Consider the following 12,255-nt stretch of genomic DNA (forward strand, 5'->3'; position numbering starts at 1 on the left):
CCCGGCCCGCCGCCCCACGCGGCGGGCCGGCCGCTGCCGAGCCCTCTCCCATGATCACTTACCTGCTGCGGCGGGCGGCGTTCCTCCTCGTCTCGTTCCTCCTGGCCTGCGTCGTGCTGTTCCTGCTGCTGCGCCTGCTGCCCGGCGACCCCGCCAACGCGCTGCTGTCGGCCGGGGCCACCCCCGAGCAGGTCGAGGCCGCCCGCCACCAGATCGGCTCCGACCGGCCGCTGCCCGAGCAGTTCGCCACCTGGCTCGGCCAGATCGTCACCCTCGACCTGGGCGAGTCGTTCGTCAGCACCCTGCCGGTCGGCCCGGAGATCGCTTCCCGCCTGGTCGTCACCGTCCCGCTGACCCTGCTGTCCTTCCTGCTCGCCGTGGCCGTCGCCGTACCGGTCGGCTTCGTCGCCGCCCACCGCGCGGGCACCTGGTACGGGTCCCTGCTCAGCGGGCTGTCCCAGCTGGGCGTCGCGGTCCCGGCCTTCTGGGTGGGGATGCTGCTGGTCACGGTGTTCGCGCTCCGGTTGAGGGTGTTCCCGGCCGGTGGTTTCCCGAGGGACGACTGGGCCGACCCGGTCGCGGCCCTCACCTCGCTGGCGCTGCCCGTCGTCACGATCGCCCTCGTCATGTCGGCCTCGCTGATCCGCTACGTCCGCTCCGCCACCCTGGACGTGCTCGGCAGCGACCACCTGCGGACCTTCAGGGCGCTCGGTTCCTCCTTCACCGGGGCGATGTGGCGGCACGGCCTGCGCAACGCGGCCGTGCCCGTCGTCTCCGTCCTCGGGATCGAGCTCGCCACGACCTTCCTCGGGGCCGTCGTCGTCGAGAGCGTGTTCGCCCTCCCCGGTCTCGGCGGCATGCTGGTCAAGGGGATCGCCCAGCACGACTACCCGGTGATCCAGGGCATCCTGTTCGTCAGCACCTTCGCGGTCCTGCTGATCGGTTTCGCCGCCGACCTCGCCCAGCGGCTCATCGACCCCCGGCTGCGCGGCACGGTCTCCGGAGGCCACCGATGAACACCGTGTCCGCGGCCTCCCCGCGGGAAGCCCCCGCCCGGTCGCGGCGGTCCGCGACGCTCGTGGTCGGATGCGTGCTCGCCGGCCTGGTCGTCGCCGTCGCGGCCGTCTCCCTCCTCTGGCTCCCGTACGCCCCGGACGACACCTCGGGAGACCGGCTCATGCCCCCGGGGGCCGCGCACCTCCTGGGCACCGACAAGCTCGGCCGGGACCTGCTCACCCAGCTGATGATCGGCGCCCGGATCGCGCTGACGGTCGGGGCCGGGTCGGTCCTGCTCGGCGGCGTCCTCGGCCTGCTCGCCGGTCTCGCGGCCGGGTTCGCCACCCGATGGCTCGACGACACGGTCTCGGCGCTGCTCGACATCCTCATCGCCTTCCCCACCCTGCTCCTGGCCATGCTCATCGTCGCGGTGCGCTCGGCGTCGCTCGGCTCGGCGATCCTGGCGATCGGGCTGGGCATGTCCGCGATCGTGGCGAGGCTGACCCGGGTGCTCGTCAAGCGCGTGCTGGCCCAGGACTTCGTCACGGCCTCGCGCACGTCCGGAACCTCCTGGCCGCGCGTGGTGACCGAGCACGTCCTGCCGAACATCTGGCCGACGTTGCTGGTCAACCTCGCGCTCCAGTTCGGGCTCGCCGTACTGGCCGAGGCGTCGCTGTCCTACCTGGGGCTCGGCCCGCCCCCGCCGAACGCCTCCTGGGGACGCATGCTGCAGGAGGCCCAGGCGACCGTGCTCACCGCGCCGGTCGGGGCGATCGCCCCCGGCGTGCTGCTGGTCGTGCTCGTCATCGGGGTGAACCTGATCGCGGACGGCCTCAGGGACGTGGCCGACCCGACCCGGCGGAGGACGCGATGAGCCTGCTCGACGTCACGGGACTGCGCGTGCGCTCCGCCGAGGGCCACGACCTCGTCAGGGACCTGTCCTTCACGATCGGCCCGGGGGAGCGGTTCGGCCTGATCGGCGAGTCCGGGTCCGGCAAGTCGCTCACCGCCCTCGCGGTGATGGGCCTGCTGCCGTCCGGCATGACCGCGTCCGGCAGCGTTGTGCTGGACGCGCCGGGAACGGGCCCGTCCGAGGTCGTCGGCGCCCCCGAGCGGCGCCTGAACGGCCTGCGCGGCCGGGTGGTGTCGGTCGTCTTCCAGGAGCCCCTGACGGCACTCGACCCGCTCATGAGGGTCGGCCGCCAGCTCGCCGAGCCCATCGGGCGCAGGCGGAAACTGCGCGGCGCAGCCCTGCGCGCCGCCGTGGCCGCGGCGCTCCAGGAGGTCAGGATCACCGAACCGGGCCGGGTCGCGCGGGCGTACCCGCACGAGATCTCCGGCGGCCAGCGCCAGCGCGTCGCCATCGCGATGGCCCTGGCCTGCGAGCCCGCGCTGCTCATCGCCGACGAGCCGACCACGGCCCTCGACGTGACGGTACAGGCGGAGGTGCTCGCCCTGCTCGGCGGCCTGGTCACCGCCCGGGGCATGGCCCTGCTGTTCATCGGCCACGACCTCGCGGTCGTCTCCGGGATCACCGACCGTGTCCTCGTCCTCAAGGACGGCGAGGCCGTCGAGTCGGGAACCGTCAGGGAGGTCGTGGACGCGCCGCGCCACCCGTACACCAGGTCGCTGGTGGCGGGCGCCCGGCACCTCGACAGCGCACTGGATTGGACGAACCGTTGACCCGGCCCACCCCGGACCAGCCACCCGAGCCCACCGCCCCCGTCGCGCCCGTCGAGCCCACCGGACCCGCCGCCTCCGTCGCGCCCGCTGAGCCCGTCGTACCTGCCACGCCCGTTGAGCCCACCGAGCCCGTTGCGCTTGCCACGCCCGCTGAGCTCACCGAACTCACCGGGCCTGCCGGGCCCGTTCGGGACGGGGTGGCCCAGCCGATCCTGGAGGCGCGCGGGGTGGGTTTCACCTACCGGGGGGCGGCGGCCCCGGTGCTCTCCGATGTCTCCTTCCAGGTGCTGCCGGGGCGCAGCACGGCCCTGGTCGGGGAGTCGGGGGCGGGCAAGACGACGCTGCTGCGCCTGCTGCTCGGCCTGGCCGTGCCCACGGCCGGGCGGATCCTCTTCGACGGGACGCCGCTCTCGCCGCGCGACCGCGGGCGGATGCGCGCGTTCCGCCGGGGCGTGCAGACCGTGTTCCAGGACCCGTACTCCTCGCTCGACCCTCGGCAGCGGGTGAGCAGGATCGTCGCCGAGCCGCTCCGCTCGCTCGGACTGGTACCGGCGGCGCGGTGGAACTCCTCGGCCGCGGACCTGCGCGTCGCCGCCGCGCTCGAAGCCGTCGGGCTGCCGGCCGACGCCGCGCGCCGCTACCCGCACGAGTTCTCCGGCGGGCAGCGCCAGCGAATCGCCATCGCGCGGGCCATCGTGTGCGAGCCCCGGGTCCTGCTCGCCGACGAACCCGTCAGCGCCCTGGACGTCTCCACGCGCGTACGGGTGATCGACCTGCTGGCCGAGCTGCGCGAGAGCCACGGGCTGACCGTCGTGATGGTCTCCCACGACCTCGCCGTGGTCGCGATGCTCTGCGACCACACGGCCGTCCTCGAACGCGGCCGGATCGTGGAGCAGGGCGACACCGCCGCCGTGCTCGGCTCCCCGGGCCACCCCTACACCCGGCGCCTGATCGACAGCGTGCCGAGGCTCCCCGTCACCTGACCGCCACCTGACCGTTTCTCCCGCCGCGCCGGCGGGAGCCTGCCGTCACCTGGCCGCTCTCCCCGCCGTGCCCCGCGCCCGCGCTAGCGCAGCAGCGGGAGCTTGCCCGTGAGGCGCTCCACGGCCTGGCGCGGGCCCAGCAGGCTCACCGCGTAGTACGAGAGCTCCTCGCCGCCCGCACGGGCCAGCCCGGCCAGATACTCGTCGTAGACGTTGGTCCGCTGCGCGATGGCCGCCATGTCGGCGACGACCAGCCCCGCCTCCCGCGCCTCCGCCGCCGCCTCGTTCCTGATCCGGCGGACGGCGTCGGCGGGCGCGGCCAGCACCGTGCACCCGGTCCAGGGCAGCCCGACGTGGGTGTGACCGGAGGCGTCGGTGCCCGCCGAGCCCAGGATCGCGGGCACGGCGTTGCCCACGGACGCGGCCAGGCAGGCGGCGGCGTTGGCCTGCAGGCCGCGGGGCAGGTCATGGTCGATCACGATCACCCATTTCACCGGAAGCCGCCGGGTGGGCAGGTCGGTCCGGCGCTCCAGGGTGTCGATCCAGTCGGCCGTCATGGTCATCCGCGTCCCTCTCTCCGAATTTCTGAGAGGACGTTCGCATCTGAGGTGCAGGAATCACAACTCGATCCCGGTCGTTCCGAAGAAGGTTCGGAGATTTCTGGGAAGATGTGTGCGTGGACGAACTTGATACGGCCATCCTGGCCGAGCTCCAGCGTGACGGCCGCCAGACCAACCGCGAGCTGGCCGAGCGGCTCGGCATCGCGCCCTCGACCTGCCTGGAGCGGGTGCGGTCCCTGCGGGGCCGGGAGGTGATCGAGGGCTTCCACGCCGAGGTGAACCTCGCCGCCATCGGCCGTCCGGTCCAGGCGCTCATCCACGTCCGGCTGCACCCGAAGATCAGGGAGGCGGTCGAGGGCTTCCGGGACCATGTCGCCGCGCTCCCCGAGACCCTCGCGATCTTCGTGGTGTCCGGCGGCGACGACTTCATCGTCCAGGTGGCCGTACGCGACACCGGCCACCTGCGCGACTTCGTCCTCGACCACGTCTCCCGGCACCGCAACATCGCCGACGTACGGACCTCGCTGGTCTACGACCACATCCGCAAGACCTCCGTCGAGGTCCTGCCACCCGAGCGGCCGAGCCCACCCCGGACCCGCCGCCGCTGAGAACGGACCCGCCACCGTTTGGAACGGGCCCGCCGCCGTTGAGAACGGGCTCGCCACCTTTGAGAACAGGCCCGCCGCCGCTGAGAACGGGCCCGTCCGCCCCCGGCACCGGAGCGTGTTCCGCCCGCCCTCACCGGACCGGTGAGACGGCGTACCGAGCCAGGGATCGAGCGCGGGGTGGCCCTCCTCGCCGGCCGGAGGCGACCGCGTGGTTCCGGCCGGCACACGTGGTGATCCTAAGATCGCTGGAAGGCCTCACCCCTCACGATCGCCGACCCGGTATCCGGAGGATCCGCCATGCGACTCCCGCGTTCCCTCTCCGGCTGGACGATGGCCGTCTTCCTGTGGACGGTGCCTTTTCGCCTGCTGACGTTCACGGTCTTCACCCTCCTGGTGGTGACCGGCGCCGCCCCCGCGCCGTTCATCGGCGTCGGCCTGTGGGAGGGGGCCGGCGCGGTGGCCACCGGGGCCGCGCTCTGGTGGGAGCGCGGGCGCCCGGACACCGCCGCCTGAGGGCTCGGGTACGGCGTCCGCGCACCGGGGGCGCGACGCGCTCGGCCGGCCGGCCGGCCATCGAGCCGACTCCTCGCGCGGGAGCCCCTCCGACGCCTCGGGGCCGCCCGGGTCCGCCGGATCCGCCGGGTCCGGCGCGGGACGATGGGGAGCGGGCCCTGCCGGTTCACGTGGCACGAGGAGCCGGATCGCGAGCCCGTTGTGGCCGGACGCGGTTCAACCGTCGGTCGGCGGCGCGGGTGCGGGTCCAGACCTGGAGTTCGCAGCCCCGGACCGCTTCGGCCGGTGTCCGGCCCGTGCCTCAGGCGGGCTTCTTCGCGGGGACGGTCGCACCGGTGTCCGGCCCGCCGGGCTCCGGCTCCCGGGACGGGTCGCTGAGCTGTTCGCGGAGATAGTTCCAGATTACGGCGATCAGGGCGGCGACCGGTACGGCGAGCAGGCTGCCCACGATGCCCGCCAGGCTGCCGCCCAGCGTCACCGCCAGCAGGATCACCCCCGCGTGCAGGCCGAGGCCACGGCTCTGCACCATGGGCTGGAACACGTTTCCCTCAAGCTGCTGCACGGCGACGATGATGGCGAGCACGATGAGCGCGTCCGTCGGGCCGTTGGACACCAGCGCGATGAGGACCGCGACGAAACCGGCGAACAGGGCGCCGATGATGGGGATGAACGCCGACACGAAGGTCAGGACGGCCAGGGGGAGCACCAGCGGCACGCCCACGATCCACAGGCCGAGACCGATGAAGACGGCGTCGAGCAGGCCCACGAAGGCCTGGGAGCGTACGAACGAGCCGAGGGTGTCCCAGCTGTGCGTGGCCAGGGCCGGCACGTCCTTGGCGAGGCGGCCCGGGAGCTGGCGGGTCAGCCAGGGCAGGAACCGAGGGCCGTCCTTGAGGAAGAAGAACATCAGGAAGAGCGCCAGGACGGTGGTGACCAGGCCGTTGACCACGGTGCCCACCCCGGTGAGGGTGGCGGTGACGATGCTGCCGACGCTGGACTGGATGCGGGCGGCCGCGGTGTCGAGTGCCTTGCTGACCTGGTCGTCGCCGATGTTCAGCGGCGGCCCGGCGGCCCAGTCGCGCAGTTGCTTGATGCCGTTGCCCACGCCGGTGGCCAGCTCGCCAGACTGGGACGCCACCGGGACGGCGATCAGCACCACGGTGCCGGCGGCTATCAGGAGGAAGAGCACCGTCACGACCGAGGCGGCCAGGGTGGGATGCCAGCCGTGCCGGCGCAGGAAGCGGGTCACCGGCCAGGTCAGCGTGGTGAGGAGCAGGGCGATCACGAGCGGCCAGATGACGGACCACATCTGGCCCAGGATCCACAGAACCACCGCGATCATCAGCACGACGAGCAGCATCTCCAGGGAGATGCGCGCCGACGTGCGCAACGCGGTGCGGGTCTTCGAAGCGTTCAGCGTGGCGGGCACGAGATCACTCTAGACATAGTCGGTATCAGGCCCGCATCGGACCGGGAACCGGGACGGATCCGGCCGGCACGGGCTGGGACGCGTCGCGCCCGACGGCCACCGGACTCCCGCCCGCCCGTCGGCCCGCGTCCGGGACCGTTCCGTTCCTCCCGGGGTGGACCCCGGCGGAAGCGGCGCTTTTCGTCGGCGCGGGGAGGGTGTTGGATGAGGGCATGCGTGAAGCGGACGGAGAGTGCGAGCCGGCGCGGGCGGCGGCGGATCCGGAGAGCCCGCCCGCCTCGCCGTCCACCGCGCGGTCCACCTCGCCGTGGAGCGCGCCGTCGCTTCCGTCTCCCGCCCGTGACGCGGGGTGGCGCCCTGCCTATGGCGCGCCGGGCGGGACACCCGCTCCCGGCGTGAACGGGCCAGGCGTGACCGGCCCCGATGTGAACGCTCCCGGCCTGAACGCTTCCGGTGTGAACGGCCCCAGCGTGAACGGTCCCGGCGTGAACGGTTCCGATGTGAACGCTCTCAGTGTGAGCGGTCCCGGTGTGAGCGGTCCCGATGCGCGGCAGACCTTCGGAGGAGGTCCCGAGCGTCGCCCGCGCGCCGGGCGCCCGCTCCAGGCCGGGCCGGCGCCGGGACGGCGTGAGGGCGGGACGCGCCCGGCGCTCCGTGCCTTCAACCAGCTCGCCCTCGGCTCCTACAACGAGAAACTGGTGATCGAGAGCATCCGGCAGGCCGTGTCCACGAGCAGGGTGGAGATCGCCGAGCGCACCGGTCTCACGCCCCAGGCGGTGTCGCGGATCACCCGCAACCTGCTGACTTCGGGCCTGCTCACCGAGGACGCCCGCCAGCCCGCGGGCGCGGGCAAGCCGCGGGTGCCGCTGCGATTACGTCCCGACGCCGGTTCGGCCATCGGCGTCCACCTCGACCCCAAGATGATCACCGTGGTCGCCGTCGACCTGTGCGGCGACCTGCTCGACCAGCGGCACCTGCCCCTGCCGGAACAGCCCGACCCGCAGTGGTGCCTGGCGCAGATGACCCGCTTGGCGCAGGAGTCGGCCGAGGCCGCCCACCCCGCCTCCGCGGCCCTGCTGGGCGTGGGGGTCGCCGTGCCGGGCCCGCTCGACACCCGCGCCGGGCTGCTGCTCGACCCGCCGCTGTTCAGGGACTGGAAGCACGTGGCGCTCAAGTCCGAGCTCGCCGCCCGGCTGGACGTCACCGTCATCGTCGAGAAGGACTCCACCGCGGCGGCGATCGGCGAGCGCTGGCTGGGCGCGGCCGACCGCGCCGACGACTTCGTCTACCTCTACCTGGGCGCGGGCGTCGGCAGCGGCGCCTTCCTCAACGGCGACGTCTACCGGGGACGTACGGGCAACGCGGGCGAGGTCGGCCAGCTGTGCGCGATCGCGACCGGCTGGCTCACCCCGGAGGGCGGCCCCACACTCGTCCCCGAGTGCGCCCCGACGTCGACGGTGGTGGACCGTGCCAGGGCGGCGGGCATGGTGGTCCCGCCGGGCGACGCCGCCTACGAGTGGGTCTGCGAGGCCGCGGGGCGCGGCGACCGGCGGGCGGTCGAGGTGATCGAGGAGGTGGCCCGGGTGATCGGCCTGGGCGCCGCCGGGCTCATCGACCTGCTGGACGTCGAGCAGCTCATCATCGGCGGGCCCGCCGTCCTGCCCGCCGTGGCCGACATCTACCACCGGCAGATCGCCGCCGCCGTCAACGGGTTCCCGATGGCCAGGCACCTGCGCGAGGTGGAGGTCGCCCAGTCGCACCTCAACCGGGCCGCGGCGGCGGTGGGGGCCGCGTCCAGCGTGTTCCACGAGGTGTTCACGCCCAGCCTGGGTTCACGGACGCGAGCGGCGCACCCCGACGCCGTGTGACGGCACCCATCGGGCGATCGGCATCTACCGTATGACGGTATCTACCGGGTGACCGTAATTACCGTGTGATCCGCCCACGACGTGGATCGCACCCGCCGGGTGACCCGCCTGCCGCGTGACAACACCCGCCGAGTGGCCCATCCGCCGTGTGACCTGCTTGCCGACGCCGCGGGGACTTGACAGGGAAGGTGACGGGATTCCGTGCGGATTGACATAGTCAATCCAATGGATTTACATACTCGTAACCTCCGTCACCCCCCACCGAAGGCTAATCCGTGAACATCCGCCACAAACCCCTCGTTAGAGCGGCTTTGGCCGTCTCCCTCCTCGCGACCGCCCTGAGCTGGTCGGCCGTCACCCCGGCCCTCGGCGCGCAGGCCGCCGCGCCCCCCACTGTGAAGAACAAGGTCTACGCGGGTTACCAGGGCTGGTTCAACGCCCAGGGCGACGGCTCACCGCTCAACAACTGGCGGCACTGGTCCCGCGGAACGCAGCCGTCACCGGGCAACCAGACCTTCGAGCTCTACCCGGACATGAGCAGGTACCCCGCCTCGGCCAGATACCAGACCGGGTACGCCGCGCTCGGCAACGGCCAGCCCGCGACGCTCTTCTCCTCCTACCCGACGGCCGTGATCGACCAGCACTTCCAGTGGATGAGCCAGCACGGCATCGACGGGGCCGCGATCCAGCGCTTCGGCAGCGACGTCGCCGACCCCGGCTCGGCCAACGCCCAGGTCCGCAACACGATCACCTCCAGGGCCAGGGACGCCGCAGAGAAGCACGGCCGCGGGTTCTACGTCGAGTACGACGTCAGCGGCCTGACCGACGCGAACGTGGAGCAGGTCCTCACCCGGGACTGGACCGACGTGATCACCAACCAGCTCCACCTCACCGACTCCCCGGCGTACGCCAGGGAGAACGGCAAGCCCGTCGTCGAGATCTGGGGCTTCGGCTTCGAGGACCGGCCGGGCACGGCCGCCCAGGCCGAGCGCATCGTGCGCTGGTTCAAGGACCGCGGCCTGTACGTCATCGGCGGCGTGCCGCGCGAGTGGCGCACGGGCGCGGGCAAGCCCGGGTTCGCCCCGGTCTACCGGGCGTTCGACATGATCTCGCCGTGGATGGTGGGGTACGTCGGCGACACGAACGGCCTGCTCACGGGTGACCGCGACGCGCTGAACGCGACCGGCCAGGCGTACCAGCCGGTCATCTACCCGGGCTTCGCCTGGTCCAACTGGAACGGCGGCGCGCGCAACATGATCCCGCGCCGGTCCGGCGACTTCATGTGGGAGCAGGCCACCAGCGTGCGCCGGGCGGGGGTTCCGCAGGCGTTCATCGCGATGTTCGACGAGTACGACGAGGGCACGGCCCTCGCGCCGGGCGCCGAGGACTCCTCGCAGGTGCCGACGAACCAGTACTTCCTGACCACCAGCGCCGACGGCAAGTACGTGGCGTCGGACTTCTACCTGCGCCTGGCGGGCAAGGCCGGCCGCATGATCACCGGTCTCGACCCGCTGGTGACCACGGTGCCCATCCCGCTCAGCGCCGGTCCGGTCTTCTTCCGCACCAGCGTGGAGCAGGGGACCGACGCCCAGCCGACGTGGAACAACACACCGGGCGGCGGCGGCACCACCAACGTCACCGGCCAGTCGCTCGCGGTCGCGGCCAACGAGGACAACCAGATCGGCTCGTCCGCCCTGCGCATCCGGGGCACCGCCGCCTCCGCCGCCGCCTCGCACGCCTACTTCCAGGTGTTCGACGTGAACATCCCGGTGACCGCCGCGACCAAGCTGCAGTACTCCTTCCTGCCGAAGGACGCGGGCGGCCGCAACGTCTCGGTGGACTTCACGATGACGGACGGCACCACGCTCCGCGACAGCGCCGCCGCCACGACCACCGGCGTCGACATGCACCCGGGCGCGGCCAAGGGCACGGTCGGCTCGTGGACGCGGATCCAGAGCGACTTCGGCTCCTCGCTGAACGGCAAGACCATCGACAAGATCCTCGTGGGCTACGACCGCAGCGGCACGGCCGGCGCCTTCACCGCCTACATCGACGACATCACCATCACCAACTCCTGACCCCGCCCCGGCCGGGGTACGGCGCCCGTCACGGCGCCGTACCCCGGCCGAGCCACGCCGGGACGCCGTCAGGGAACGTGTCGTGGCCGGACGGTCACGGCCGTCCGGCCCGCAGCCGGACGTCCGGGCTCCCGATCATCTCGGCCACGTGGGCACGGGCCACGGCGGAGAGGCCGACCGGCTGCCGTGCGCAGGTGCCCTCCGCGACCCGGGTGAGCAGCAGGAGGTCGGCGGTGATCGCTTCGAGCCGCTCGACGCCGCGGAGCGCCGCGTCGAGAAGCCTGGGGAGATCGGTCTCGTCGGGATGCAACCGAGCCTCCTCCAGCTCGGCCCTGAGCCCGGCGAGGGGTGTGCGGAGTTCGTGGGCGGCGGCGGCGAACCGGCGCTGAACAAGGTCCCTTTCGATGGACAGGGCCGCCTGGGTTACGTTCGTTTTCACTCTTTCGGAAGGTTTCGGTCGCTGGCATCACCGGCGCTTTCGAGCAAGGCGTGATCTGGACGCCTCGGTGGCTCGCGGAAGCCTGATCGCCGTAAGCCGTACGCCCGGGTGCGTCGAGCGCCGGCTCGGCCGGCGGTGGCCTACCGGCCCGCGGCGACGTGATCGGTACGCCGATCAGGCGCGCACCGGAATCGCGACTTCCCCTGTAGTGCAGAACCCATCGTGGGTTCACTTGGTTCCGTCCCGCTGGGACAGGCTTGCTCCCTGCTGTTAGGTAAAACCTCCTACAGGATTGCAATGTGCGGGTGGAGCTACGCCAGCTGCGCTACTTCGTCGCGGTGGCCGAGGAGTTGCACTTCGGCCGGGCCGCCGCCAGGTCGCGCATCGCGGGCCCGTCGCTCTCCCAGCAGATCAAGGGGCTGGAGCGCGATCTGGGCGTGCGCCTGTTCGACCGGGACCGCCGCTCGGTCGCGATGACCCCCGCCGGGCGGGCACTGCTCGCCCAGGCTCGGGCGGTGCTCGAACAGGCCGACGAGCTGCGCCGTTCCGCGGCCGGTCTGGCCGCCACCGAGCCGGTCCGGCTGGGCCACGTCGGCTGGCTGCCGCCCGGCCTGGCCGCCCGCGTGTCCGGTGTCGCGCAGCTGCACGTCGACGCGTGGATCATGCCGTCGCACGTCCAGGCGGGCCGGGTCGCCAACGGCGACATCGATCTGGCCATCTGCTGGGCACGGACCGACGGCCTGGCCGACCTCGGCCTGGAGGCCCGGCCGATCGGGGTGGACCGGCTCTTCGCGATCTCCGCCGGCACCGACACGTCCGCAGTCCGGGCCGGGGACACCGTGGCGCTGACGGACACCGACACCGCCACCTGGAACTCGTGGAACCGCTATGCCGAGGCGTTCGCCCGCGACACCGGCGCCCAGGCCGTGCGCATCGACGACGGCGGGATCACCGGCCGGGCCTTCTTCGACCACGTGCGCCGGCTCCGCCGCCCCGTCGCCGGGCCGGCCGGCCGGGGTCGTCCGGACGCGGAGGCGACGGCGTAACCGCGCCGCCCGGCCGCCCGGAGAGGTGGGAGGGGCCGGGCGTGTTTCCCGG

At 72.8% G+C, this 12,255-nt stretch carries 12 protein-coding genes; 9 read left to right on the plus strand and 3 right to left on the minus strand.

Annotated elements, in window-relative coordinates; genetic code table 11:
* Positions 1-50 precede the first annotated feature (50 nt).
* Genes ACSC1Q_RS05890 through ACSC1Q_RS05905 form a run of 4 tightly spaced genes read left to right on the plus strand, consistent with a single transcriptional unit; the run spans position 51 to position 3,662 of the window.
* A complete protein-coding gene (locus ACSC1Q_RS05890; RefSeq protein WP_436757619.1) occupies positions 51-1,016 on the plus strand; it encodes an ABC transporter permease in 966 nt (321 codons plus the stop codon).
* On the plus strand, positions 1,013-1,870 hold the full coding sequence (locus tag ACSC1Q_RS05895; protein WP_436757620.1) for an ABC transporter permease: 858 nt from the start codon (positions 1,013-1,015) through the stop codon (positions 1,868-1,870). The genes ACSC1Q_RS05890 and ACSC1Q_RS05895 overlap by 4 nt, the downstream gene beginning before the upstream one ends.
* Positions 1,867-2,679, plus strand: coding sequence for an ATP-binding cassette domain-containing protein (locus ACSC1Q_RS05900; protein WP_436757621.1), 813 nt, complete (start codon positions 1,867-1,869; stop codon positions 2,677-2,679). Before ACSC1Q_RS05895 ends, ACSC1Q_RS05900 begins: the two co-directional genes overlap by 4 nt.
* The gene (locus ACSC1Q_RS05905; RefSeq protein WP_436757622.1) at positions 2,664-3,662 is read left to right on the plus strand and encodes an ABC transporter ATP-binding protein; all 999 of its coding nucleotides are present in this window, start codon (positions 2,664-2,666) and stop codon (positions 3,660-3,662) included. The genes ACSC1Q_RS05900 and ACSC1Q_RS05905 overlap by 16 nt, the downstream gene beginning before the upstream one ends.
* An 83-nt stretch (positions 3,663-3,745) precedes the next feature.
* On the opposite strand, the gene ACSC1Q_RS05910 is transcribed toward ACSC1Q_RS05905, so the two are convergent.
* Positions 3,746-4,225: a DUF2000 domain-containing protein gene (locus tag ACSC1Q_RS05910; protein ID WP_436757623.1), complete on the minus strand. Its 480-nt coding sequence runs from the start codon at positions 4,223-4,225 to the stop codon at positions 3,746-3,748.
* 113 nt (positions 4,226-4,338) lie between these two features.
* On the opposite strand from ACSC1Q_RS05910, the gene ACSC1Q_RS05915 reads away from it, so the two are divergent.
* Together ACSC1Q_RS05915 and ACSC1Q_RS05920 are read left to right on the plus strand one after the other, a co-directional pair.
* Complete coding sequence (locus ACSC1Q_RS05915) at positions 4,339-4,830, plus strand: Lrp/AsnC family transcriptional regulator (RefSeq protein ID WP_436757624.1); 492 nt, start codon at positions 4,339-4,341, stop codon at positions 4,828-4,830.
* Between the two features lie 297 nt (positions 4,831-5,127).
* The gene (locus ACSC1Q_RS05920) at positions 5,128-5,343 is read left to right on the plus strand and encodes a hypothetical protein (protein WP_436757625.1); all 216 of its coding nucleotides are present in this window, start codon (positions 5,128-5,130) and stop codon (positions 5,341-5,343) included.
* A gap of 301 nt (positions 5,344-5,644) precedes the next feature.
* Here ACSC1Q_RS05920 and ACSC1Q_RS05925 read toward each other — a convergent pair whose 3' ends face one another.
* A complete protein-coding gene (locus ACSC1Q_RS05925) occupies positions 5,645-6,772 on the minus strand; it encodes an AI-2E family transporter (protein WP_436757626.1) in 1,128 nt (375 codons plus the stop codon).
* Positions 6,773-7,272: 500 nt separating this feature from the next.
* On the opposite strand from ACSC1Q_RS05925, the gene ACSC1Q_RS05930 reads away from it, so the two are divergent.
* Positions 7,273-8,640, plus strand: coding sequence for an ROK family transcriptional regulator (locus tag ACSC1Q_RS05930; protein WP_436757627.1), 1,368 nt, complete (start codon positions 7,273-7,275; stop codon positions 8,638-8,640).
* 311 nt (positions 8,641-8,951) lie between these two features.
* Entirely contained in the window at positions 8,952-10,718 is a 1,767-nt protein-coding gene (locus ACSC1Q_RS05935; protein ID WP_436757628.1) for a glycoside hydrolase family 99 protein, read from the plus strand.
* Positions 10,719-10,812: 94 nt separating this feature from the next.
* Here ACSC1Q_RS05935 and ACSC1Q_RS05940 read toward each other — a convergent pair whose 3' ends face one another.
* A complete protein-coding gene (locus tag ACSC1Q_RS05940) occupies positions 10,813-11,157 on the minus strand; it encodes a histidine kinase dimerization/phospho-acceptor domain-containing protein (RefSeq protein ID WP_436757629.1) in 345 nt (114 codons plus the stop codon).
* Positions 11,158-11,462: 305 nt separating this feature from the next.
* Between ACSC1Q_RS05940 and ACSC1Q_RS05945 the strand changes: the two genes are divergently transcribed.
* On the plus strand, positions 11,463-12,203 hold the full coding sequence (locus ACSC1Q_RS05945) for a LysR family transcriptional regulator (RefSeq protein ID WP_436757630.1): 741 nt from the start codon (positions 11,463-11,465) through the stop codon (positions 12,201-12,203).
* Positions 12,204-12,255 lie beyond the last annotated feature (52 nt).

It is taken from the genome of Streptosporangium heterodermiicola (genome assembly GCF_051390675.1).
Taxonomy (GTDB): Bacteria; Actinomycetota; Actinomycetes; order Streptosporangiales; family Streptosporangiaceae; genus Streptosporangium.